Source organism: Spirosoma gilvum (assembly GCF_054776815.1).
Genome location: NZ_BAAHBH010000023.1, coordinates 30764 through 56511, shown reverse-complemented (window position 1 = coordinate 56511; position 25748 = coordinate 30764). Strand labels below are relative to the sequence as shown.

The window sequence follows — 25748 nt, the reverse complement described above, 5'->3', positions numbered from 1 at the left end:
ACCTTGAAGTCTATTATAATAGGGAGAGAAAGCATTCGTCGCTGGGCTACCGAAGCCCTGAACAATTTGAACAGGAGTATTATACAAATCTGACAAATTCAGTGTGCCGCTAAATCGGACCACCTCAAAGAGTGGTCAACTGTTGTCAGGAGTGTTCAAGTGTAGTCAGGTATAGCCAAGCATGGTAATGGAACAACACCTGACTATTCCTGACAACAGTTGACTACCCTTGACCACTCCTGACCCTTTTCCTTCACACCAGTGCTTCTATAGAAAACACATCCAGTTTCGATTTTCTGAAATTTCGGACACGGCTCAGGACGGCGTTTCCATTGTTTGACCCGCCGTCGTTGGTATTACCTTCAATGGTTTCGATAATATCGTCGCCAATGTGGGTTATCAGGCCCGCATGAATCCAGTCGTTTGGTGTTTTTTGCAAAAGAAAAATGTCGCCGGGTTTCATCAGCGCTGGATTGGCCCGAATCTGGGTATATCGCGAAAGGGCGCCCGTTTGCAAACCCGTTGTACCAACGACATCGCAACTATAGGTCAGCGGCATGAGCTGTTTGAAATTTTTCCCAAGTAGTGAGGCCGCCTGATCTAGAATGGTCTGCACAAAGCCCATGCACCAAAGCCACTCAGCCCCTTCATTGCCGTCCATATACGCCCTCACCCAGGGCCCCGAGTTCGATTGCTGATTGATGACCAGTTCAAATGGACGGTTTAGTAAATGATTTCGGGCCGCATTGACCATTAACCCACGCAGTTCAGTTCCGACTACATTTCCTAAGAAAGCTGCCCGCATGGGAGCCGTTAGTAAATCGAACGTGGGCTGATCGACAACACCGTTTTGAGCCACTCCTTTTGCCTTCTGAAAATTTTTGACCGCCTGTTCAGTCGCTTTGCCAAAATCACCGTCGATGCTCGTTGCTGTCGTCGCTCCAGCGTTAGTCATTGCGAATAACGTAAGCCAGGATTGAATTTTCCGAACGTCTTTTTTAGTATTGTTCGCTCCGTTGCGCTGATGAACAGCGCTGATCGTCAGTTCATTCTGAAAAGCTATCTTCTGCATGTCGGTGACCCATTAATGGTGTCCTGAAAGTCGTAAGTACAGATTATGGTCAGCATAATACAGTCTCTACCCTTGCCGTATTCTATTTTTTGAGTGAAAGGCCTAACCCTTTATTTATCGAAGAATCTCAGCAATCAGAATGCCCAAATAAGTGCCGATCGCATTGCCCAATGTACCGACCAATACAGCCGGCAATTGCAAATCAGAGCGATTCAGGCTGCGGGCTAACGCCAATGCTGAGGTAGCTCCCCCGATATTTGCCTGAGAAGCAATACCAAGAAGATCCCAATCCTGCCTTAACAATGCGCCGATTCCAAACACGATGAGGGCATGGACAAGTACCAGCAGCAAAATCATCCCGAACAATACAAAAGCCAGTTGCCCATCATGAATTAAGGCTGCAATGTCGCAGTAAGCCCCTATAACAGCCAGGAAGACATAGACACCAAACAAACCAAGCAGTCGGCTTCCCTGCAGTCTGTTGATTACCCGAAACTGCGCCAGTCCTAAGGCCATCGTCGTCAGAATCAGGACGAATGGGATTGCGGGAAACCAGGCCGCCAATTGTTTGGCAAGAAAAATAGAGCCAAATCCGAGTGTCAGCAAAATGGCCAGATCATTCGGCGTCATCGTTTCAGAATCTGAGAACGGATCACCGGCGGATGTCATTTCAGGATTTGATGCTTTACTTGACTTTTCCTGCGGAAACCGACGCTGTAACCAATTGGGAAGGAGTATTGTCGCGATCATCCAGAGGGCGGTAATGATGTTGTCGGCGGCTGTAGCGGCAATGAACAAATTACCCGCCTTCGACACACCGTAATGAAGTGCAACTGCATGAAAGTTAATGCTGCCACCAATATACGTACCGGTAAACATGCCCGCCAGTGCATAAAATAGCGTACCCACTGTTTGCGGTGCCGAAAACACCCAAACACTCAGAAAAACGCCGATGATCGTCCCCAACGACCCGATCAAAAACATTGTTAGCATGGGCACACCAGCCTTACGCAGATCTTTGAGGTTTACACTTAGCAGTAGCAGAAAAAGTGAAAATGGAGCGAGGTAACTAAAAATGCTTTCGTAAACCGGCGTTTCGGTTGTCGGGATCAGTCCCAGATTGGCTTCGATAGCCGTCACAATAATCACCAGTAAAGCCGTTCCGATATGGCGAAAGCCTGGTTTTTTGTCAAGCCATTCACAGATAATTACGTTCAGACACAGAATGAAGAGGATAAAAATCGAGTCAGACACGGAAGAGACAGGTTATGTCTCTAAACTAGTCAATAATAGCCAACAGAGCGAAGATTAGTCGGCAATACTGATCTTGAAATAGAAGAATCATACTAATTCGCGTTCTATTGGGGTAAAAATGACCTAGATTCTGGTTTATGAAAAGTCAATCTTTCACACTTTTTTTACACGATCGGGAATTATTATCAAGTTAAATCTGTAACTATAAATATTACAGTAATGAATGGACGGTTTGCCATATCGATGCATATTTTAACCCTGCTGGCCAAAGCTAACGGAGAATGGATAACGTCTGACTTTCTGGCAGGTAGTATTAATATCAATCCGGTTCTGGTTCGTAAGGAAATTATCAATCTGCGAAAAAAAGGATTAGTGATTAGCCGGGAAGGGAAAAATGGCGGCACCATACTGGCTAAACCGGCCAGTCAGATTCGGGTATCGGATGTGTTTCTGGCTACCCGACAAGGGATGGTGTTAGGCAGCGCCCGGAATTCGCCCAATCCCGATTGCCCAGTCGGTAAGCAGATCAATCGCCATCTGGACAATCTGTATCAGGAAGCCGAAGAAGCACTGATACGCAACCTGGGAGTCAGTACACTGGACGATTTTGCTCACCGTTTCGATTAATTTTTTTACTCAAAACTGTAACAATTTTTATTACAATAATCAATTTTCAATCAACTAAGTATCACTATGAAACTGGCAATTATTGGTGCATCTGGGTTTGTAGGCTCAGCCGTTTTAGCCGAAGCACTTCAGCGGGGACATAACGTAACGGCTATCGTCCCTCATCCCGAAAAAGTCACGACTGTTGACCCAAACTTAACCGTCAAGCAAGGAAATGCACAGGATGCAACCGCACTAGCTGACCTCGTTGCGGGGCATGATGCGGTAATAAGCGCCTTCAACGCGGGCTGGACCAACCCAAACCTGTACGACGACTTTTTGAAAGGAGCCGAGACCATCGAACAGGGCACGAAGCAAGCGGGTGTGAAGCGGTATTTGTTCGTGGGTGGCGCGGGTAGTTTAGAAGTGGCTCCCGGTGTGCAACTGGTCGACACTCCCCAGTTTCCGGCCGAATGGAAGCCCGGAGCCCTCTCGGCACGGGATTACCTGACCCGTCTTCGCCAGAATACCACCCTCGACTGGACCTTCCTAAGCCCAGCCATCAACCTGACCCCTGGCGAACGCACCGGCACGTTTCGCACGGGTACGGATCAGCCCGTTTTCGACGAAAAAGGTGAAAGCAAAATTACCGTCGCTGACCTGGCCGTGGCCATTGTGAACGAAATCGAGCAGCCGCAGTTCATCCAGAAGCGATTTACAGTAGGATATTGATAGCTAGCACTGCACTTCCCGATAGCAAGACGCTTCAGGAAGTGCAGTGCTAACTAAATTTCCGGCAAGGTCAGAATCAGTTTGGTTTGGTCGCCGAGGCAAGCAGTTTCAATTGCCGTAGCCAGCTTGTCAAAAGACTCTTTCGCTGAAATAATACGACTGGGCTGCAGAAATCCACTTGCGATCAGTTGAATCGTCCGTCGGAAATCAACGGGGTGTTGGTAAATGATGGAGGTAATTATATTGATGCCCTGACGGGTGATGCTAAACTCGGTTAGCGCACTGGGTTTATCCGACAAGCCAGCTACCACCACATTCGCCCCACGTGGAGCAGCCTCAACAGCCATTGTAAACGCTGGAGCGGCTCCGGCACATTCAAAAACGGTGTGAACCTTTGCTTCTTTCCAAATGCTGGCGATCTGATCAGTAGCCGACTCCGGCGGTATCCCGATTGCGCCAAATGTAACCGCTAATGCCACTTTCTCAGGCACCCGGTCGTAGGCCAGAACGGTGTAGCCCATTTGTTGAGCCAGATGCGTAACCAGCAGCCCGATAGCCCCTAACCCCACAACGGCAATTGTATCACCGGACCGGGCGGGCGACGAAAATAGTGTATGCAGCGCTACGGCAGTCGGCTCAATTACCACCGCATCGTCGTCGCTGATTTGTTCAGGCACTTGCCAGGCAAACTGGGCCGGGACAACCGCATACTCGGCAAAACAACCGGCTTCCAGTACACCAATGATCCGCTTGTTTGGACAGATATTCCCGCGCCCCTGCCAGCAGTAATCGCATTGCCCACAGGGATAATTGGGCTCAATGACTACACGATCACCGTGTTGATGCGAATTTACCCCTTCGCCAAGTTTATCGATATAGCCAATCCCTTCGTGACCCAGTACCAGCGGAAAAGCCAGATCGGGCCGGTGTCCCTGAAAGAGCGATACGTCGGAGCCACAGATGCCCACCGCTTTCATCTTGATCCTGACTTCACCAGGGCCGGGCTCAGGAATTGGCCGCTGCTGTAGGTCAATCGACCGGGGAGCCGTTAGCACCCCAGCCAGCATAAGCGTTTTTTCGTCGTTCATTTAAGCATTGTCATTGATCGTCATTTGTGGTCATTCCGAGTCTTCATTGTATTGACAACCTGAATGAAGAGTCGTATTAAACGGTAGCTTCGAGTCGTTCGGGCTGTGTTTCGATAGGACGAAGAATAGGCAGGACCAGATGAATAACAACCAAGCCGATCAAATACGAGCAACTGGCAAATACAAACATGGGTTTATACCCAAACGTAGCCACAATGAATCCGGTAGCTGCTGCCACCCCCATGCTAACCATACCACCCATAAAGCCACCAATACCCGTCGCGGTAGCCACTGAATTGCCCGGAAATAAAGTTGTCGATAAGGCATATACATTGGTTGACCACCCCTGATGCGCAGCCGTTGCCAGCGCTAACATAGCGACTACACCGGCAAAGCTATGTACCGACGGAATCAGGTAGATGGGTGTAACCGACAGGGCGCAAAGGAGCATGGCCAACTTGCGGGCCTTGTTTTCGGACCAGCCGTTTTTCATCCAATAGGTTGCCAGCCAGCCGAAGAATACACTACCGATGTCAGATACCACGTAAATGATCAGAAACGGGATGCCGAAGTTTTTCAAATCGAGTTTTTGGTCGAGCTGGTTGTTGGTGAGCAGGAAATCGGGCAGCCAGGTCAGGTAAAAGAACCAAACCGGATCGGCGAAGATCTTACCGAAACAAAACGCCCAGGTTTGTCGATGGCTCAGCAATTTCCCCCACGAGTAGCGGCTGGTCGAGGCTGGTTTTCGGGATGGCTCCCGCTCTTCCAGAATATACTGATACTCCGACTCGGAAAGTTTCGACGTATCTTCTGGTTTCGCATAACTCACCCACCAGATCACGAGCATCAGCACGCCCAGCACCGCCGAAATCAGAAAAGCACCCCGCCAGCCAAACTGCTGCATCAGAAAAGGAACCAGCAAGGCAGTGGTAATCACCCCCATATTGGAACCAGCATTCAGGATACCCGTCGCCGTTGACCGTTCACGTTTAGGAAACCACTCGGCAATGGCTTTCATCGCCGACGGAAAATTAGCCGCTTCGCCAAGCCCCAGAACGGCCCTCACCAAAGCAAATTGCCCGGCCGAAGACACAAACCCCGAAACAATGCTAGCCAGACTCCAGACGGCCATGCCAATCGAAAAGCCTTTCTTCGTTCCCACCCGGTCAATGAGCCAGCCAATCAGCAGGAAGCCAATGGCGTACGTAGCTTTAAACGCCGAATCGATCAGGCCCATCTGAATCCTGAACTGCTTCAGGTGTTCGTCGGTCAGCAAGACATCTGGTGCCAGCCCCAACAAGGTTTTCTTAAAGCCTTCGTCCGTCATCACGAACGAAAGCACCTGCCGGTCAACGTAATTGATGGTTGTCGCCAGAAAGAGCAGCGCAATAACCCGCCACCGGTAATTTGTAGAGAACAATAGAACGGATTAGTTTAGGGTTGTCAGTGTTGTAGGTAAGCCGCTATCCTGCTTTACTTACTGGTTGAATACAATACTCGCGCCATTTCCAGAGGACGGTCGGTTGACATAATATCGGCTCCGTGCTGAACGAATGTATTGTATACCTGATCACCTTTGGCTGCCGCCTGTTTATCAAGGTTACCGAGCGTGCCGAGGATTGTTGCAATGCCTTTCTGATGCAGAAACTGATACAGTTCCACATCCGGCTCTTTCACGCCCACAAAGGCAACCATCCGGTTATCGGGAACGCCCACTTCACGCAGTCGGTCGTATTCGGCCTGGTTTCGAATCGTGACCGAAAGCATCAGGTTCGGATCGAGCTGGTGAATTTTGGCCGCATCCTGCGCATTGTACGTAATCACGCAGGCAATATCGCTTGTACCCGTCTTGTGAATCATATCGACCACTTTGGCAAACGACACGTTCCGTTTCACATCGAGCGTAAACCGAACTTTATTTTTCCCCCAGCGAAGCACTTCTTCCAGCGTGGGAATTTTGTAGGGTGTTACGTTGCCCATGTTGTCCTCCAAACGATACTGGCCCAGTTCGGCATAGGTTTTATCGATCAGTTTGCCTGTACCATTGGTTGTTCGGTCGAGCGTAGCATCGTGCATCATCACCATCACACTGTCTTTGGTCAGGTCGATGTCGCATTCGATAATGGCCGGATGCGCTGGCGAACCAATCTGCTGGGCTACATACGCAAACGATTCGATGCAGTTTTCAGGATAGCCTTTCAAATCGCCACCTCCCCGGTGTACGGAAATGAGTGGAGCACGATTCGGCTTGTACTGAAAAAAGTCCTCAGCACCACTTTTCAACAGATTTGTTGAGGTTCGGGGGGAACAGGCAGTTATCCAAACGATGACCCCGGCAAGAAAAAACTGAGATGAACGCATTTTACCAGAAAACGGCCGGTTTCCTTCAGGATACTACAAGCTTTCCGAAGGAACCGATCGAATAAGATGTATTGTTTATAAAAACACAAATGTACGCTGAATCCGGCCGGATTCAGCATTGGGAACGGCGTCGTTCCGCACACATCACAAGCTTATCCTGTTATGATTCCCTTTTCAATTCTGGATTTATCGCCCATCGTTGCTGGCAATACCCCAGCACAGGCGTTACACAATACACTCAATCTGGCGCAACATGCCGAATCGCTGGGCTATCATCGGTACTGGCTGGCCGAACACCACAATATGCCGGGTGTGGCCAGTGCGGCTACGTCGGTCGTGATTGGTTATGTAGCAGGCGGTACCAAAACCATTCGCGTGGGTTCGGGTGGTATCATGCTGCCCAACCACTCGCCCCTGGTGATTGCCGAACAGTTCGGTACGCTGGAGTCGCTCTATCCGGGCCGGATCGATTTGGGACTGGGCCGCGCTCCGGGTGCCGATCAGGCCACCGCTCGTGCTTTACGTCGGGATGCGACTGGTCCAGATACGTTCCCGCAGGATGTAGTTGAACTGATGCGGTATTTTCAGCCCGACGACTCTAATCAGTTTGTGCAGGCCGTGCCGGGAAATGGGCTCAATGTTCCGATCTGGATACTCGGTTCCAGCTTATTTGGTGCGCAACTGGCGGCTATGCTTGGCTTACCCTATGCGTTTGCTTCGCACTTCGCCCCGAAAGATCTGATGCATGCCCTGCATGTGTATCGCACTCACTTTACTCCATCAGCCCAATTGGATAAGCCGTATGCAATGGTGGCCGCCAATGTGATTGTGGCCGATACCGACCGGGAAGCGGAGCGATTGTTCTCCTCGGTTCAACAGCAATTTTTGTACATCCGACGAGGAAAAGCCCGCCAAATGCAACCGCCCGTCGATGATCTGACCACTCAATGGCCAGACTACGAACTGGCAGGCATCGAGTCTGTATTCAAATATGCGGTCGTTGGCTCACCCAAAACCGTACAGCGGCAGTTAGAGACTTTTCTGGAGCAGACACAGGCTGATGAATTGATTCTCTCCGCCCCTATCTTCGACCACGAAGCCCGGAAATATTCGCTTACTCTGACCGCACAGGTACGCGACGCTCTTGCCACTCAGCCGACCAAGTATATGCCCGTTTCGTAAGTTTTTGTATATTTGCTTAAAGCCAAACGCCATGATACAAGCGTCGAACCCAACACGTCCCCAAACGCTCGAAGCCTTTTTAGATTGGGAGCCCGGTGATGGCTTCAAGTATGAATGGAACAATGGGGAAATTATCCAGTCTTCAGGCATGAAGAAGAAGCAATATTACATCTACGATGTACTGAACGCGCTATTTATTGAAAAAGGGTATTATAAAACCGGAACCTTCATTGCTGAGCCGGATGTGATGTTAACTGCCTTTCAAATGCGACGACCTGACATTGCCTATTTTACTAAAGATCAAATCCAGCGAGGTCGAAACGGCGAGGATGTTATACCGGCTTTTGTGATCGAAGTATTATCTGAAACGGATCATGCGTATCGCATTGAAGAAAAAATTGCTGAGTATTTTAAAGCGGGGGTACAGGTCATCTGGAACATACTTCCAGAACAGGAAGTGGTGTACGTTTATACTTCCCGCAAACAGGTAACCATTTGCCTGGACGACGATATTTGCTCAGCAGCCCCTGTTTTGCCTGACTTCATGATTCGTGTAAATACGTTATTCGCCTAACCTGACGATTTATAAATTAAAAAAGGCGGTTCACTGAACCGCCCTTTTTAATTATATCACGACGTTTACTATGCGTTTTGGAACGACGACCACTTTTTTGGGCGACTTTCCATCCAGCCATTTCTGTACGATTTCATCGGCCAGTACTTCCTTTTCGATCTCGGTAGGTGCGCGGTCCAGCGAGAAACTGATGGTGGTGCGCACTTTCCCATTGATCTGAATCGGATATTCGAAGGCGTCTTCGACCAGATAAGCCGGGTTGAATGTTGGGAATTTCGCCTTAGAAAGGGTTCCCGGTTCATTACCCAACGCAGCCCAAAGCTCTTCGGTAATGTGTGGCGCATAAGGCGACAGAATCAGAACTAAATCCTGCAAAACAGCTCGTTTGTGGCAATTTAACGCTGTTAGCTCATTTACGCAGACCATAAACGCACTGACCGATGTATTGAATGAGTACAGTTCAATGTCGCCTTCAGCCTTCTGAATCGTCTTGTGCAGAATCTTCAACTCGGCAGGCGTTGGTTGCTCATCGGTTACCAGCCAGGTGCTGCTCCCATCGGCGGCATTGTCCTTATAAAACAACCGCCAGAACTTCCGAATAAATCGATACACCCCGTCTATGCCGTTCGTATTCCAGGGTTTTGCCTGTTCCAGCGGTCCCAGGAACATTTCGTACAGCCGAAGAACGTCAGCGCCGTATTTCTCAACAATCATGTCGGGGTTGACAACGTTGAACTTCGACTTCGACATTTTTTCGACAACTGGCTCTAGCTCAACCATACTATCCAGAAAAAAATGTTCTGCCTTTGGTCCAAAATTGAGAATAATGGCATTGTCATCAATACCTGTCCTAAAAGGCTGCGTTATTGTATCAAGAGTAGCAATCATGTACCCTTTAAACCTAGGTTGATCTTCAAGCAATCTCTCAAGCCCTTTGACAGTTAACACATTTTTTCCATCTATAAATTCAACAAAATCTACAGGAATATGAGTATTAATAACAGTAAGGTTTGCGCCTTCAAGCAAGTTATCTATATTTTCTTTATGAGGTATTAGATAATATTCCGTTTCGCTCTCGTCAATTTCTTTACCCCCTAGCAAGAACTCAATATCAGTTTTTTTGTGATAGATCAACACCCTTGCCATCATACTCATTCCCTGGATCATGCCCTGGTTAATCAGCTTTTTGAAGGGCTCCTCCTGCGGTACATAGCCCCGGTCTTTCAGGAATTTATTCCAGAAACGGCTATACAGCAGGTGCCCGGTCGCATGTTCGGTACCGCCGATGTAGAGGTCCACATTCTGCCAGTAGTTGATGGCGTCTTTGCTGGCAAAGGCCGTGTCGTTATTTGGGTCCATGTAGCGATACCAGTACCAGGATGAACCGGCCCAACCCGGCATAGTGCTCAATTCATACTCATACTCTGCTTTATATTTCCATCCCTCTGCACGGCCCAGGGGTGGCTCGCCCGTTTCGGTCGGCAGGTATTTGTCAATAGCAGGCAATTCCAGCGGCAGATCACTTTCATCGATCAGATAGGGCAACCCACCTTTGAAATACACGGGCACTGGTTCGCCCCAGTAGCGTTGGCGACTGAATACGGCATCCCGCATCCGATAATTGACCTTACCACGCCCCAGTCCACGTTCTTCCAGCCAGGCAATTAGGGCGGGAGTAGCCTGCTGATAGGTCATGCCGTCAATAATTCCCGAGTTGATGTAGCGGCCTTCTTTGGTATTATCAGCCTGTTTATCGATGTCTTTCTGCGCATCCAGAATTGGGATGATGGGCAAGCCGAAATGCGTGGCGAAGTTCCAGTCGCGCTGATCGCCCGAAGGGACCGCCATCACGGCACCCGTGCCGTATCCGGCCAGCACATAATCGGCCAGGAAAATAGGCACCTTCTCGTTGTTGAACGGATTGATACAGTAGCTCCCCGTAAATACGCCCGACACGGCCTTGGTGTCGGCCATACGGTCGCGCTCGGAACGCATTTTGGCCGCATTGACATAGGCTTCTACAGCCTCGCGCTGTTCGGGCGTTGTCAATTGGGCCACCAGTTCGTGCTCAGGAGCCAACACCATAAACGTAACCCCGTAAATGGTATCCACACGAGTGGTAAACACTTCAATATAGTCGTTAGAAGTGAGGAGTGAGGAGTAAGGAGCTACTGCAAATTTTACACTTGCGCCTACACTCTTACCGATCCAGTTGCGTTGCTGTTCTTTCAGCGATTCGGTCCAGTCGATGGTGTCCAGACCAGTCAGTAAGCGGTCAGCATAGGCGGTAATACGCATCATCCACTGACGCATCAGTTTCTGCTCGACTGGGTAGCCACCCCGCTCCGACACACCATCTTTCACCTCGTCATTTGCCAGTACGGTACCCAATGCCGGGCACCAGTTCACGACCGCATCGGCCAGATACGTCAATCGGTATTTCAGGGTAATCTTATACGATTCTTCGGCCGACATGGCATTCCACTCGGCGGCTGTAAACGTTGTTGCCGGTCCGCCGTCGCGGTCGTCATCACAAACAGCGTTGACATCCGTGGTGCCGTTGGTCGCGAATTTTTCCAGCAGCGTTTCGATGGGTTCGGCCCGGTCAGTATCGCGGTTGTACCACGAGCGGAACAATTCCATGAAAATCCACTGCGTCCATTTGTAGTAGACTGGATCGGACGTACGTACCTCGCGGCTCCAGTCAAAACTAAACCCGATATTTTTCAATTGCTCAATATACCGGACCCGATTTTGTTCAGTCGTAATGGCCGGATGCTGTCCGGTCTGAATAGCATACTGTTCGGCCGGAAGCCCAAACGAATCGAAGCCCATCGGATGCAGGACGTTATATCCTTTCAGTCGCTTGTACCGTGACACAATATCCGACGCAATATACCCGAGCGGGTGACCAACGTGTAGTCCGGCTCCTGATGGGTACGGAAACATGTCGAGCACATAGTACTTAGGTTTGTCGGTGTTGGCTTCGGGCTGGTAGGTTTGGTGTTCGTCCCAAAACCGTTGCCATTTTTGTTCGGTTTCGCGGTGGTTATAGTCGGCCATAATGGTAGTGCGGCTTTTTAGCCGCAAACGGTAGCAAAAGATTCGTCGGCTTTCCAGCCGCATTACTTGTTTTCTTGCAAAAATAGCCGTTTGCAAGCACTTTTGTCTATCACTTGTGCCGGTGATTGCATAAACTTCCTGATGAATCGCGTCCGTCCGTCTGTTTCTCCTGCTCTAACCAACTCATCAGCCACCTTCTCAGATCCATCAAATTGGGTCTGGCTGATCGGTTTAGGATTACTGACGACTGGGCTGGGCTGCGGAATTATTGGCGATTTTAGCCATCCCCTCTCCGATGGGAACGATACGGACCAGTTTGAATATGTGGGTTATTTTTTCACGAAGAACCTGTACTTTACTCCGTTCCCGCATCTGAATCTGGTCAATACTCAAACGTTTTATCCGTATGGCACGAATCAGGTTTTTCTGGACTGGGGATTCGAGCGGGATTACTGGTACCGAGCCTGTTATCTTCTTTTGAATGGGCCTGGACCTTATCTCCAATCCTACTATTTATATACCCTTCTGGTGGCATCTATCGGTACATTTCTGCTGCTACAATCCCGCTTTGGTCGATTCAAAGCCTTTCTGGCTGGCCTGATCGTATCGGTATTTAATTTTTATGCAATCTACAAATTCCCCGTTCACATGAATGTTGGGGTGGGGCACTGGACAACGCTTTGTATGGTAGCTACTTACCGGCTGCTATATGATGCGGTTGAACAGAAACCCATTTCCTTATCGTTTGTGCTGGTCTGGGTATGGCTGCATATACAAGTACTGGGGCAGGAACTCGGTTACGTAGCCGGTTTTGCCCTTACGTTCACGACACTTGCAAGTCCGTTTATCGTGTTTACGTTATACCGAAGTCTATCGAACGAAGTCTCACGACAGAACAAATCGGCAAGCTGGCTTACCTTACCAATGGCCTATCTATCAGGGCAATGGTATCACCATAAAGTAGGTATTATAGCCTGGTTGGCACTTATCGGCATCAGCCTTTATTTGTACTTACCGCTTACCTTACAGATCGCTTTTACAGCCTGGGAATTCGACTTCGGTGCTGTTCCCGAAATCCGGGCCTGGTCGCATCCGCTTCGCCTACTGATCCCTCATTTGCCGGGTTTGCATACCTATGCTCTACCCTACCACCAATGGTTTAAGGATGCTTTCGAAAGCTACGGGCAAGGCAGTCCAGGCCTTTACCTGATTTTAGCAGGAAGCATCGGTTTCTGGCAAATTCGACATCGTGCTACGCTCTGGCTACCAATTGCCGTTATGCTGGTTTTATGCCTGCTCTACCATCCGGTGCTTGTACCTACGCTAAAAGTTTTTCCCTGGTTTAGCTTCAACCGGCATGGGGGAAGGGCTAGCCTGATCTATCCCGTTTTGTTTTGTCTCCTGGCTCTTCCCATCCGATGGCCACATCAGTTGACCAACCAACTACTGCTTTTTCTGTTGGTTGGATTGATGCTGATCGAATGGCGAACGGGCTACTATCCACGCTACCGGTATCCAAGTCACGTCGTTTCCAATAATGTACTGGATTACTGCTCCGTAGTCCGCCAGCAGCCCGGTGTAGCCGTACTCGACTGGCCTTTCTGCGCCATTGGAGCCAATGGGCCGGGTGGGCCGGAAGGGCTATGTCCCTATTATGACCAGCAAAATGCAGTGTTTACGTTCCGACGGTTCTACGACAAAAGTGGCGCAGGACAATATTTTGGCCGACTACACCCCGATCAGATTCAGCCTTTTTTACGGGATGGCTGGCCCCGGCTTCTAACCCCTGGCCGACGATTTACTGAACAGGACTGGCAGTTTCTTGATAACTTCCTTAAAAAGAATCACTTCGCTGGAATAAACGTATATCCAGATTTATTGACACCCGACCAGGTTGCTCAATTTTACCAACGGTATGGTCAGCCCATCGCCCAAACGACTTTCCCCGCTGCCGGACGGGTTGTTTTCCTGCCCATTCAGGCAAAAAAATAGTCTGCCAATCAGCACGAGTTGCAACGGCGATTTCGTTTTATACGTATAGGTGATAAAGTGGCTTTTACGTGCCAGAACCCTTCTTCCTGCTCCAACACAATCTGCTAAACAATCGCCCGTCTATATGACCTAACGTTCTACGAATCTGCTTTTTACTTATCCATTTTCGTACGTACGTTATGCGACGTTTTCTCCCATTCGCGACACTTTTCAACGTCGCTGTAACTGGCATTGGTTTGTTTGGTTGTCAGGCCGATAGTAGTGTAGAACCAACCAGTATTTCGGCTGATTGTCTGGTCAAAGCTTCATCCAACAGCGGTGTTGCCATTGCCGGTTCTTACATTGTTACGTATCAGCCGACTCAAACACTGTCAGGAGTGGCAGGGGCTAGAGTGGCAGCAACCGAAGCCCGTTTCGAACAGCTTCTGGCTGATTATCAGATTGCCGATACGCAGGCCGATGTATTAGCCTCGGATGAACAAACCAGCTTTCTGGCCCACCTAACCGAGAGCGAATCCGAGCAATTACGCCATGACCCCAATGTGGTAATGGTAGAACCCGACCGGATCATGTCGATCTGTAGTTGTGTCGATGTAGCCACCACGTCAACCTTGTCCTGGAATATTAAGCAGACCGGCTACGGGCGGGGCGATTTACAAACCGGCAAAACCGCCTGGATTATCGATACAGGCATCGATCTCGACCATCCCGATCTGAATGTAGATGTCAGTCGAAGTAAATCCTTCGTTAGCGGCAATACCTCGGCCGATGACGAAAATGGCCACGGTACGCACGTTGCAGGCATCATCGGTGCCAAAAACAACAGCATTGGTGTAACAGGCATTGCATCCGGCGCTACCCTGGTTTCGCTCCGCGTATTGGACGATGAAGGCGAAGGCCGCCTTTCCGGCATTATTCAGGCCATCAATTACGTAGCCCAAAATGGGAAGTCGGGCGATGTGGTCAACCTGAGTTTAGGTGGAGAAAGTACCTCCTCGACCCTCGATGCGGCCATAACCCGAGCGGCCAATCTGGGGATTCTGTTCGCCATTGCAGCCGGAAATGACGGCAAGAATGCCGACAGCTACTCACCATCGCGGGTCAATCATGCCAACGTATTCACCGTTTCGGCCATGAACAGCCAGAATCAGTTTGCCTCTTTCTCGAATTTTGGCAGCAGTGTCGACGTATGCGCTTATGGGGTACGCATCACCACTACCTATAAAAATGGCGCTTACGCTACCCTAAGCGGCACCTCTATGGCGGCTCCCCACGTGGCCGGCTTACTCTATATTCGGGGAGCGAACCTGCCTACCCACGGTACGGTCACGGGGGACCCTGACGGAAAAGCTGACCCGATGGCCGGCGAAGGCAATTAGACCCGACCAGCCTCTCTCTATCGCTTGGTTCTGCCGGGTATCATTGGGATAAATAGAAAACAATTGGGTCTCATTGTTAATGTACTCAATTGTTTTCTTGCAACTTTCTTTATTCGTATTGTATCTTTGTGGCACTTTCAGTTCGACCTCAACGTTACGAACGGGAAAACACTTCAGCACTTGCGGCACATCGATGTGCCGTTTTTCATAAATACATTACCCCATTTATTCGATAGGCTTTATACTGTATGAGTCAACTATTTGCTCCCCCTCCCAATTCAGAAGTCAATTCGATACCGCTGACTAAGCCTGAGATCGACCTGAATGGACTCACTATCAGCCTAAAAGGAGACAATGCTGCCAAACAGGCTGAGATTCTACAGGCCGCCTTTCCAAAAGCTACTATCGAAATGGGTAGCTTGCAACCGCTACTTCGCCGTCGTAATCGTACCGAGATTGCGATTTACGTTTTTGCAGCACTTGCCCTGATGATTGTCGGCCATCTGCTCTTCAGTTACTTTACGCTGGACCGACTGACACTTATTGCGGATACCATTCATGTCACACCCGACATTTTCTATTTCATTATGGCTGGTTTTGTGGCCCAGATGATTGATGGTGCGTTAGGAATGGCTTACGGCGTAACGGCCACAACGTTTCTGACGAGTGTGGGTATCAGTCCGGTATTTGCTACGGCCAGTGTGCACAGTTCAGAGATTTTTACCAGTGGAGTTTCGGGCTATATGCACCTGAAGTTTGGGAATGTAAATAGTCGTCTGTTCAAAATTGTCCTGATTCCGGGGGTTATTGGTGCTGCTTTAGGTGCGTTTCTGATTACGAAACTGGCCGATATGGAGCTGGTTGCCAATTACTTAAGTCCGGCCATTTCCGTCTACACGGCCATTCTTGGTATCTTGATTCTGAAAAAGGCCCTGGCAAAACACCAGAAGAAAAAACCTGTCCGCCAGATTGGTTTGCTGGCCTGGTTCGGTGGATTTGTCGATGCGATTGGTGGTGGCGGCTGGGGCCCTATCGTCAACTCTACGCTTATCGCTGCCGGACGGCATCCGCGTTATACGATTGGTTCAGTTAATCTGGCTGAGTTCTTCGTTTCCTTCGCATCTTCGGTTGTCTTTGCCTTATACGCTGGTCTCGATAACTATGGGCTGGTAATCATTGGCCTAATCCTGGGCGGTATGATTGCCGCTCCCATTGCCGCCCGTCTGGCGCAGAAACTACCCGTTAAAACCATGATGATATTGGTTGGTATTGTCATCATCATCGTAAGTTTGCGAAAAATTATCAAGTTTTTCTGACAGGATTAACAGGATGTACAGGATTCAACTACCGAAAAATCCTGTACATCCTGTTAATCCTGTCAAAACAAGTCTATGAAAAAACAAACCAAAGCCATTCGTATTCAAACGGATAAATCGCAGAATCGCGAGCACTCCGTGCCATTATACCTTACATCGAGTTTTGCTTTTGACAGTGCTGAACAGGGAAAAGCGCTGTTCGACGAAACCGAAGCAGGGAATATTTACTCGCGATTCTCGAACCCGAACGTTTCGGAGTTTGTCGAGAAGGTGTGTATGCTGGAGAATGCCGAAGACGGTATTGCCACAGGAACAGGAATGGCTGCGGTATTTGCCAGTATGGCTGGTCTGTTAAAATCGGGCGATCATATAGTAGCCTGCCGGGCGTTGTTCGGTTCCGCCCACCAGATCATCACGCAGATTTTGAGTAAATGGGGCATTACGCATACCTACGTGGATGCCACCGCCACCGAAGCCGACTGGGAAGCAGCCATACAGCCAAACACGAAGATGGTGTACCTCGAAACGCCGTCGAATCCTGGCCTGGAACTGGTTGATCTGGAAATGCTGGCTCGCCTGAAAGCAAAGTACGGCTTCATTCTGAACGTGGATAATTGCTTCGCTACACCCATTCTGCAAACCCCAATCGATTATGGCGCTGATCTGTCGGTACATTCGGCTACCAAATATATGGACGGACAGGGTCGGGTATTGGGCGGTATTGTTGTAGGTCGGGCCGATCTGATCCAGCCAATTCGCTTCTTTGCCCGTCATACAGGCCCATCGCTCTCACCGTTCAATGCATGGGTGCTATCGAAAAGTCTGGAAACGCTGGATTTACGTATGGAGCGGCATTGCCGGAATGCTCAGCAACTGGCCGAAGCCTTAGAAGCGCATCCTGATATAGAGCGTGTGCTCTACCCATTTTTGCCATCACATCCGCAATATGAGTTGGCCAAGAAACAGATGAGCGCGGGCGGTGCTATCGTTACGATTGAACTGGAAGGCGGTTTCGAGCGGGTAAAAGCATTTTACGATGCGCTGACGATTCCAACGCTTTCCTCCAACCTGGGTGATTCGCGCACGATTGTGACCAACCCAAACACAACCACCCACGCGAAACTGAAACCCGATGAGAAAGCGGCTTTAGGCATTACACCCGGTCTGATTCGGATTTCGGTTGGTCTGGAAGCTATTGACGATCTGATCGAAGACTTTACGCAGGCTGCCACAAAATCGGCTGAGGTTCTCAAAGAGAAAGTAGCCTGATTGATGGTCTGGCTTTTCAAATAGAAAGTCTAACGGCTCTGTTTGACGTAGTATTGGCGTACTGAACTGATTTACAGGAAAAAGTTTTATTGTAATAAAATCGCATACTTACCTTGAAAACGCTGACCATAGACATACCGGATTCGCTCGACCCCGCGCAGGCTCGCTGGGAGATTGCTCAGGCTTTGTATGAAAAAGGTAGCCTAACGCTCGAACAAGCAGCTTCATTAGCCGAGTTGGCTCCTACGTATTTTAAGATGCGTCTTAACGGCATATTGACGGGTGTTCCTCCAAAAACCGATGGGCCAATTCGTAAGGGGTTAGATATTAAACGCATTGAGGAAATTGCGAAGGAAATGGATATACAGGAGTCATGGGAAGACCTTGTTGCTATGGTTGGTAAATGAGGTACTTCTTAGAGACTAATATTGTACTTGGGTTTGTCCGTCGAAGTGCCGTTGCACAGGCGGTAAGCGAGATTCTTCGATTAACTGACGATAATGAAATTTTTGTTTCGGTCGTATCAGCAGGTGAACTTTGGTCTATAGCCAGACAAAGTAACTGGGGAGTTGCCCGACGAGATAGTTTACTAAGGCTTCTGGCCGAATACCAACGAGCCGATATTAATACTGACGAGCTTATCCAGCGTTACGCCGATATTGATGCATTTAGTCAGAATAAATTAACTGACCGTCCGTTGGGCGTTTCTGCCCGTAACATGGGTAAAAACGATCTTTGGATAGCGGCTTCAGCTTCATTAGCCGGAGCGACTCTGATTACAACCGATAAAGACTTCGATCACTTACATGGTGAATTTATTGAGGCAGTCTGGGTTAATCCAGATTTTTACAAATAAGTCAACTGACCAATGGCTCTCAACTGGCAAACACTCGTATCTGTACTCCTACTAACTCAGTTAGCCATCGCTCAACCCGCTAAGAAACCACTTCGGGTGGGTGTCGTGGGGCTGGTGCATGACCATGTAAATGGGATCATGAATAAGGCGTTTAAACAAAAGGCGCAAACCGATATTGAGATTGTCGGTATAGCAGAACCCAACCGTGAACTGGCTGAGAAACTAGCCAAACGGTTTGGTTTTAGTCTGGCGCTGGTTTACCCGACCGTTGCCGAGATGCTCGACAAAACCAAACCCGAAGCCGTTACAGATTTTAGCAGGATCGTTGACCATAAGAAAACGGTAGACCTCTGTGCACCACGAGGCATTCATGTCATGGTTGAGAAGCCATTAGCCACCAGTTTTGCCGATGCCAAACAGATGGAAGCCCTGGCCCGGAAGCACAACATCCAGTTACTAACCAATTACGAAACCACCTGGTATGGTAGCAACCATAAAGCCTATGCCATTGCCAATACCGATAAATCCATCGGCGATGTGCGTAAGATCGTCGTCCACGACGGACATCAGGGGCCGAAAGAAATTGGCGTGAGTAAAGAGTTTTTCGAATGGCTGACCGATCCGGTTACAAACGGGGCCGGTGCCTTGTTCGATTTCGGCTGTTATGGAGCCAACCTGTCTACCTGGTTCATGCATAACCAACGACCGTTGTCGGTTCTGGCCGTAACCCAGCAAATCAAGCCCGACATCCATCCGAAAGTTGACGACGAAGCCACCATTATTCTGACCTATCCGAAAACGCAGACGATCATTCAGGGATCGTGGAACTGGCCGTTTGGTCGGAAAGACATGGAAGTGTATGGCCAGACGGGCTACGTTTTTACACTTGATGGCACGCGGATGCGCGTTCGGATGAAGGACGACAAAAGCGATCAAACGACCGAGGCCACGCAAGCCGACGCGCCTTCCGGCGATCCGTTTGCCTACCTGGCAAAACTGATTCACGGGGAAACTAAACCCGACGCATTAACGTCATTAGAAAATAATATAATCGTCATGGAAATCCTGGACGCTGCCCGCCAATCGGCTAAAACTGGCAAGGCAGTGACCTTGAAAAAATAGTTAATTATGATTGCCGAACCTACCTCACATACGCTCGAAAGTCTTAGCGAGCAACTGCGCGGCCTGAGCAATGTGGAAGCCATGCAGACACTGGCCGAACTATTTCCGGGCCAGATCGTCTTTTCGACCAGCCTCGGGTACGAAGATCAGGTCATTACCGACCTGATTGCCACAAACGATATTCCCGTCCGCATTTTTACGCTCGATACGGGCCGGATGTTTTCAGAGACCTATTCGGTCTGGAAAAAAACCAACGACCGCTACGGTATCAACATCGAAACGTACTACCCACAGGCCGATGCTGTTGAAAAGCTCATGACCGGCAAAGGTCCCTATAGTATGTACGAGTCGGTCGAAAATCGGAAAGAGTGTTGTGGTATCCGTAAAGTTGAGCCACTAAACCGGGCGTTGAAAGGTCAGAAAATCTGGGTCACGGGTATACGCGCCGAGCAGTCAGCCAACCGTCAGGGCATGACGCAACTGGAATGGGATGAGGCTCACCAGCTTTTCAAATTCCACCCCCTGATGGACTGGACATTTGATGAGGTAAAACAATATGTGAAAGACCATAATGTACCCTATAATCCCCTTCACGACCGGGGTTTTGTCAGTATCGGTTGCCAGCCCTGCACGCGGGCTATTCAGGAGGGCGAAGATTTCCGCGCTGGCCGCTGGTGGTGGGAAGATAATTCCAAGAAAGAATGCGGTCTGCATACGCATGAGGAAGTGTTTAAAGCTTAATGATTGAATGATTGAATGATTGAATTGTTGAATTGTTGACTCGCGTCAATTCAATCATTCAATCATTCAATCATTCAGCAATTCAATCTTCAAATGAAACTCGATTATTTAGATCAGCTCGAATCAGAAGCCATCCACATTATGCGGGAGGTTGCGGGACAGTTTGAACGGCCGGCACTCCTTTTTTCGGGTGGCAAAGATTCCATAACGCTGGTGCATCTGGCCTTAAAAGCGTTCCGACCGGGCAAATTCCCATTTCCACTGCTTCACGTCGACACGGGTCACAACTTCCAGGAAGCACTCGATTTCCGCGATAATCTGGCCGAACGGATTGGCGAGAAACTGATTGTCCGCTACGTAGAAGACACCATCCGCGAAAAGAAACTAAAAGAGCCGACTGGCCGCAATGCGACGCGCAACGGCCTGCAAACCTTCACGCTGCTCGATGCCATCGAAGAATTTGAGTTCGATGCCTGCATTGGTGGCGCTCGTCGGGACGAAGAGAAAGCACGCGCTAAAGAACGGGTCTTTTCGGTACGTGACGAATTTGGCTCGTGGGACCCCAAACGGCAACGCCCTGAACTCTGGAATCTCTACAATGGTCGTATCCACAAAGGCGAAAACGTTCGGATATTCCCGATTTCCAACTGGACCGAACTGGATGTCTGGAATTATATCCGCCGGGAAAAAATAGAACTGCCGAGCATTTACTTTGCACATGAACGCGAACTGCTTATTCGGGATGGCAAACTGATGGCTACGGCGGGCGGGGTGATCAAACCCGAACCAGACGACCAGCTTGTAACCCGTCGGGTTCGTTTCCGTACAGTCGGCGACATATCCTGCACAGCGGCCTCCGAGTCGGAAGCCGATACGCTCGATGCCGTTATCAACGAAATTCAGGCTACGCGCATCTCCGAACGGGGCGAAACCCGCATGGACGACCAGCTCTCCGAAGCCGCCATGGAAGACCGCAAGAAAGGCGGGTATTTTTAATGAGCGAAAGAGTGAAAGAGTGAAAGAGCGCTGGTAGCTAATCACTCTTTCGCTCTTTCGCTCTTTCACTCTTTAATAATGGATCTTTTACGTTTTATAACCGCCGGATCGGTTGACGACGGCAAAAGCACGCTCATCGGGCGGCTTCTTTACGATTCCAAATCCATTCTGGCTGACCAGCTCGAAGCCATAGAGCGCGCTAGCAAAAGCCGCGACGATGGTGAAATCGATCTGGCTCTTCTGACCGACGGGCTACGTTCGGAACGTGAGCAGGGTATCACGATTGATGTTGCTTACCGCTATTTTCAGACGCCCCAACGCAAGTTTATCATTGTCGATGCGCCGGGACATACTCAGTACACGCGGAACATGGTTACGGGTGCGTCGAACTGTCAACTGGCTATTGTACTTGTCGATGCCCGGCATGGTGTAGTGGAACAAACTCGTCGGCACTCGCTCATTGCCTCGCTGCTGGGTATTCCACACATTGTGGTAGCGGTCAACAAAATGGACCTGGTCGATTACTCACAGGATGTATTTTCTGACATCTGCATCCAGTATGCCGAACTGGCCAAAAAGCTGAATGTTCATCAGGTGACGTATATTCCGATGAGTGCCCTCAATGGCGACAATGTCGTGGATAAATCGTCGGCTATGCCCTGGTACGAAGGCGCTACCTTGCTGGAACATCTGGAGACAGTGGCTATTGATGATGACGCAACTGGCGAAACAGAAGATCATCACCCGGCCCGTTTTCCGGTTCAATTCGTCATTCGCCCACAAACGGCTGATCTGCACGATTATCGCGGCTATGCCGGTAAAATTACCAGCGGTATGTTCCGGAAAGGTGATGCCATTACGGTACTTCCTTCCGGCGAAACCTCAACGATTGATGCCATCGAAATTGCCGAAAAGCATTTTGACGAAGCCGCTACGCCCATGTCGGTCGTTTTGCATCTGGCAACCGACGTTGATATTAGCCGGGGCGATCTGATTGTCCGCACAGACCGTCAGCCCATCGTCAGTCAAACGGTGGAAGCCATGCTCTGCTGGATGGATTCGAAAGAGTTTAAGGTTGGCAACAAATACCTCCTTCAGGTCGGCACGTTCCGCACGCGCTGCTCGGTACGCGAGATCGCTTACCAACTGAACGTCAATACCTACGAAGAGACGGAAGATGTCGAAAGCCTGAAACTGAATGATCTGGCAAAGGTTGTTCTACGGACGGCCCAACCCATTAGTTTCGATCCGTATCAGAAAAACCGCGCTACTGGTGGAGCCATTCTAATCGACGAAACATCGAACGTAACCGTCGGGGCACTCATGCTCGTTGGCGAAGCGTAATGTAAAGTGGGTTGCTGCCAGTTTTACAGCAAAATGAAAATCCCCAACCTGCGCAGGTTGGGGATTTTCATTTTATAACTTCCCGAAACCGGGCCACCGGAGCAGCTCAATGTTTTTGGGAAGTTGACGGAGTCGCTTTTATAGCTGTTCCAGAATCCGCTCCATCGACACCTCCTGGCCGATGCGTGCTTTCAGCTCGCTGATGGGGATACGGATTTGTTCGGTTGTATCGCGGTAACGGATCGTAACAGTATCGTCTTCCAGCGTTTGATAATCGACGGCAATGCAGAATGGTGTACCAATCAGATCCTGACGGGTGTATCGCTTGCCGATAGCATCACGTTCTTCATAAACCACTCTGAATTCCGACCGCAGACTTTTTACAATGGCTTCCGCCTTTTCGGGCAGCCCATCTTTCCGAACCAGCGGGAACACGGCGGCTTTTATAGGTGCCAGTGCCGGATGCAGTTTCAGGTACGTCCGCTCTTTCTGCTGATCGCCTTCACCTACGGTCTCTTTCGTAAACGCATTGCAGAACGTAGCCAGGAAAAGCCGGTCGGCCCCGACAGACGTTTCGACTACGTATGGGATATAGTTTCCGTACGGTTTGCCTGTCGCTTCGTCGATGTCGTTATCGAAATACTGCTGCTTCTTCTTACTCAGCTCCTGATGCGACTTCAGGTCGAAGTCGGTACGGGAGTGAATACCCTCCATTTCGCGGAAACCAAACGGGAATTCGTACTCAATGTCTACGGCCGCATTGGCATAGTGTGCCAGTTTTTCGTGGATGTGGAATTTCAGCTTTTCGGCTGGTAAACCCAAGGCCTGATGAAATTTCATCCGGGTATCGCGCCAGCGCTCGTACCAGTTCATTTCGGTACCGGGACGCACAAAAAATTGCATTTCCATCTGCTCAAACTCACGCATACGGAAGGTAAACTGCCGGGCTACAATTTCATTGCGGAACGCCTTACCGATCTGGGCAATACCAAACGGGATTTTCATCCGGCCGGTTTTCTGTACGTTCAGGAAGTTAACAAAGATACCTTGAGCGGTTTCGGGGCGGAGATAGATCAGGCTCGCATCTTCGGCTACTGAGCCCACCTGCGTCGAGAACATCAGATTGAACTGACGCACTTCGGTCCAGTTGGCCGTTCCCGAAACCGGGTCTTTGATCCCCTCGGCTATGATCAGATTGCGCAACCCTTCCATATCGTCGGCACTCTGCAAACGGCCAAGCTCGTTGCGCAAGGCCTGCCCCCGACCCTGATCACCAGCCTTTTCATACTCTTCGGCTTTAAGCTCGATCAGTTGGTCGGCGCGATAGCGTTTTTTGGAGTCGCGGTTATCGATCATAGGGTCGTTGAAGGAATCAACGTGCCCTGAAGCTTTCCAGGTAAGCGGGTGCATAAAAATGGACGCATCGATTCCCACCACGTTATCGTGGAGTTGAGTCATGGCCTTCCACCACAGCGTTTTAAGGTTATTTTTCAGTTCAACGCCATTCTGCCCATAATCATACACAGCCTGCAGGCCGTCGTAGATTTCGGACGATGGGAAAACAAAGCCATATTCTTTGGCGTGTGCGATAATATCTTGCAGCGATGTAGCTGGCGCCTGTGTAGTATTCATACGTGGGCGCAAAAGTACAAAAGTTCTTAATGTACCTCCAAGACACTCAGTCGGCTAATTCAGGAGTATTAGTCAATAAAGTAGCATAACTTTTTATGATTAACTTTAGATAGTCTTTTTTGCCACAAAGAAACTTTACGCGATTCCAGCAGATTGCTCATTTTTTCCGTACCTTTGCGCAAAATTTGGGAGGCACCTATGGCATCGTTTAATCCGGTTAAGATTTTTTCGGGGACTCAATCTACCTACCTCGCCGAGAAAATTGCCCATTACTACGGAAAAGACTTAGGCGGGTATACGTGTCGCCGATTCAGCGATGGGGAGATGTCGCCCAGCTTTGAGGAATCGATTCGGGGATGCGATGTATTTCTGATTCAATCGACCCCTCCGCCTGCCGATAACCTGCTGGAGTTGCTCCTGATGGTCGATGCGGCTCGTCGGGCGTCTGCCCACTACGTTACCGTCGTGATACCTTATTTCGGGTATGCCCGTCAGGACCGGAAAGACAAACCCCGTGTATCGATTGCCGCCAAGTTAGTTGCCAATATGCTGGCTGCTTCGGGAGCCGACCGGCTGATGACGATTGACCTGCATGCGGGCCAGATCCAGGGTTTTTTCGACTTCCCGGTCGACCATCTGGAAGGTACGTCGGTTTTTGTACCGTATATCCGTAGCCTGAATCTGGACAATCTGGTGATTGCCTCGCCAGACGTTGGTGGTGCTAACCGGGCCCGTGTCTTTGCCAAGCATTTCAACGCCGATATTGTCCTGTGCGACAAGCACCGCAAACGGGCCAATGAAATTGCTTCGATGCAGGTCATTGGGGATGTAGAGGGCGCTAACGTCGTACTGGTCGATGACCTGATCGATACGGGCGGTACCATGGCGAAAGCAGCCCAGATCATTATGGATAAGGGGGCGAAGTCGGTGCGGGCTGTGTGTACTCACCCGATTATGTCCGGTAAGGCACACGAAAATATTTCCAATTCGGTACTAGAAGAGCTGGTGGTTGCCGATACACTTCCACTCAAACAATCGAATGAAAAAATACGCGTGCTGTCGGTGGCTGAGTTATTTGCCAAAGCGATCGGCCGCATTCGAGACCATGAATCTATTAGTTCACTGTTTATAAAAAATTAACGAGCGAACGAGTGAACGAGTGAAAGAGC

General features: G+C 49.7%; 22 protein-coding genes. 15 read left to right on the top strand and 7 right to left on the bottom strand.

The window, feature by feature from the left end; translation table 11 throughout:
- Positions 1-253: 253 nt before the first annotated feature.
- Both ACYVFD_RS34895 and ACYVFD_RS34890 read right to left on the bottom strand, forming a co-directional pair.
- Positions 254-1072, bottom strand: coding sequence for a peptidoglycan-binding domain-containing protein (locus tag ACYVFD_RS34895; RefSeq protein ID WP_461095251.1), 819 nt, complete (start codon positions 1070-1072; stop codon positions 254-256).
- A gap of 114 nt (positions 1073-1186) precedes the next feature.
- Positions 1187-2326, bottom strand: a complete 1140-nt coding sequence (locus ACYVFD_RS34890; protein WP_461095250.1) for a DUF819 family protein — start codon at positions 2324-2326, stop codon at positions 1187-1189.
- A gap of 219 nt (positions 2327-2545) precedes the next feature.
- On the opposite strand from ACYVFD_RS34890, the gene ACYVFD_RS34885 reads away from it, so the two are divergent.
- Positions 2546-2953, top strand: coding sequence for an Rrf2 family transcriptional regulator (locus tag ACYVFD_RS34885; protein ID WP_461095249.1), 408 nt, complete (start codon positions 2546-2548; stop codon positions 2951-2953).
- A 66-nt stretch (positions 2954-3019) separates the two neighbouring features.
- On the top strand, positions 3020-3664 hold the full coding sequence (locus ACYVFD_RS34880; protein WP_461095248.1) for an NAD(P)-dependent oxidoreductase: 645 nt from the start codon (positions 3020-3022) through the stop codon (positions 3662-3664).
- 53 nt (positions 3665-3717) lie between these two features.
- Here ACYVFD_RS34880 and ACYVFD_RS34875 read toward each other — a convergent pair whose 3' ends face one another.
- The 3 genes from ACYVFD_RS34875 to ACYVFD_RS34865 all read right to left on the bottom strand — a co-directional run bounded on the left by ACYVFD_RS34875 (position 3718) and on the right by ACYVFD_RS34865 (position 7113).
- Entirely contained in the window at positions 3718-4752 is a 1035-nt protein-coding gene (locus ACYVFD_RS34875; RefSeq protein WP_461095247.1) for a zinc-dependent alcohol dehydrogenase, read from the bottom strand.
- Positions 4753-4828: 76 nt separating this feature from the next.
- Positions 4829-6172 (bottom strand): MFS transporter, encoded by a 1344-nt coding sequence (locus tag ACYVFD_RS34870; protein ID WP_461095246.1) that lies wholly within the window; start codon positions 6170-6172, stop codon positions 4829-4831.
- A gap of 53 nt (positions 6173-6225) precedes the next feature.
- Complete coding sequence (locus ACYVFD_RS34865; protein WP_461095245.1) at positions 6226-7113, bottom strand: glycerophosphodiester phosphodiesterase family protein; 888 nt, start codon at positions 7111-7113, stop codon at positions 6226-6228.
- 162 nt (positions 7114-7275) lie between these two features.
- On the opposite strand from ACYVFD_RS34865, the gene ACYVFD_RS34860 reads away from it, so the two are divergent.
- Together ACYVFD_RS34860 and ACYVFD_RS34855 are read left to right on the top strand one after the other, a co-directional pair.
- A complete protein-coding gene (locus tag ACYVFD_RS34860; RefSeq protein WP_461095244.1) occupies positions 7276-8295 on the top strand; it encodes an LLM class flavin-dependent oxidoreductase in 1020 nt (339 codons plus the stop codon).
- A 31-nt stretch (positions 8296-8326) separates the two neighbouring features.
- Positions 8327-8869 (top strand): Uma2 family endonuclease, encoded by a 543-nt coding sequence (locus ACYVFD_RS34855; protein WP_461095243.1) that lies wholly within the window; start codon positions 8327-8329, stop codon positions 8867-8869.
- 51 nt (positions 8870-8920) lie between these two features.
- On the opposite strand, the gene ACYVFD_RS34850 is transcribed toward ACYVFD_RS34855, so the two are convergent.
- On the bottom strand, positions 8921-11932 hold the full coding sequence (locus tag ACYVFD_RS34850) for a leucine--tRNA ligase (protein WP_461095242.1): 3012 nt from the start codon (positions 11930-11932) through the stop codon (positions 8921-8923).
- Positions 11933-12073: 141 nt separating this feature from the next.
- Here ACYVFD_RS34850 and ACYVFD_RS34845 point away from each other — a divergent pair, with 141 nt between their 5' ends.
- From ACYVFD_RS34845 to ACYVFD_RS34800, 10 genes are all read left to right on the top strand, one after another.
- Positions 12074-13924: a hypothetical protein gene (locus tag ACYVFD_RS34845; protein WP_461095241.1), complete on the top strand. Its 1851-nt coding sequence runs from the start codon at positions 12074-12076 to the stop codon at positions 13922-13924.
- A 179-nt stretch (positions 13925-14103) separates the two neighbouring features.
- Positions 14104-15303: a S8 family serine peptidase gene (locus ACYVFD_RS34840; RefSeq protein WP_461095240.1), complete on the top strand. Its 1200-nt coding sequence runs from the start codon at positions 14104-14106 to the stop codon at positions 15301-15303.
- A 248-nt stretch (positions 15304-15551) separates the two neighbouring features.
- Entirely contained in the window at positions 15552-16619 is a 1068-nt protein-coding gene (locus ACYVFD_RS34835; protein WP_461095239.1) for a sulfite exporter TauE/SafE family protein, read from the top strand.
- A 75-nt stretch (positions 16620-16694) separates the two neighbouring features.
- Entirely contained in the window at positions 16695-17888 is a 1194-nt protein-coding gene (locus tag ACYVFD_RS34830; RefSeq protein WP_461095238.1) for a trans-sulfuration enzyme family protein, read from the top strand.
- Between the two features lie 113 nt (positions 17889-18001).
- A complete protein-coding gene (locus ACYVFD_RS34825; RefSeq protein WP_461095237.1) occupies positions 18002-18295 on the top strand; it encodes a hypothetical protein in 294 nt (97 codons plus the stop codon).
- A complete protein-coding gene (locus ACYVFD_RS34820; protein ID WP_461095236.1) occupies positions 18292-18744 on the top strand; it encodes a type II toxin-antitoxin system VapC family toxin in 453 nt (150 codons plus the stop codon). The genes ACYVFD_RS34825 and ACYVFD_RS34820 overlap by 4 nt, the downstream gene beginning before the upstream one ends.
- A gap of 12 nt (positions 18745-18756) precedes the next feature.
- A complete protein-coding gene (locus ACYVFD_RS34815; protein WP_461095235.1) occupies positions 18757-19866 on the top strand; it encodes a Gfo/Idh/MocA family protein in 1110 nt (369 codons plus the stop codon).
- A gap of 6 nt (positions 19867-19872) precedes the next feature.
- On the top strand, positions 19873-20607 hold the full coding sequence (locus tag ACYVFD_RS34810) for a phosphoadenylyl-sulfate reductase (protein ID WP_461095234.1): 735 nt from the start codon (positions 19873-19875) through the stop codon (positions 20605-20607).
- A 93-nt stretch (positions 20608-20700) separates the two neighbouring features.
- Positions 20701-21603 (top strand): sulfate adenylyltransferase subunit CysD, encoded by a 903-nt coding sequence (gene cysD / locus ACYVFD_RS34805; RefSeq protein ID WP_461095233.1) that lies wholly within the window; start codon positions 20701-20703, stop codon positions 21601-21603.
- A 78-nt stretch (positions 21604-21681) separates the two neighbouring features.
- The gene (locus ACYVFD_RS34800; RefSeq protein ID WP_461095232.1) at positions 21682-22947 is read left to right on the top strand and encodes a sulfate adenylyltransferase subunit 1; all 1266 of its coding nucleotides are present in this window, start codon (positions 21682-21684) and stop codon (positions 22945-22947) included.
- Positions 22948-23085: 138 nt separating this feature from the next.
- Here the strand turns inward: ACYVFD_RS34800 and ACYVFD_RS34795 are convergent, their stop codons facing one another.
- Positions 23086-24579, bottom strand: coding sequence for a glycine--tRNA ligase (locus tag ACYVFD_RS34795; RefSeq protein WP_461095231.1), 1494 nt, complete (start codon positions 24577-24579; stop codon positions 23086-23088).
- 198 nt (positions 24580-24777) lie between these two features.
- Here ACYVFD_RS34795 and ACYVFD_RS34790 point away from each other — a divergent pair, with 198 nt between their 5' ends.
- On the top strand, positions 24778-25719 hold the full coding sequence (locus ACYVFD_RS34790) for a ribose-phosphate pyrophosphokinase (protein ID WP_461095230.1): 942 nt from the start codon (positions 24778-24780) through the stop codon (positions 25717-25719).
- Positions 25720-25748 lie beyond the last annotated feature (29 nt).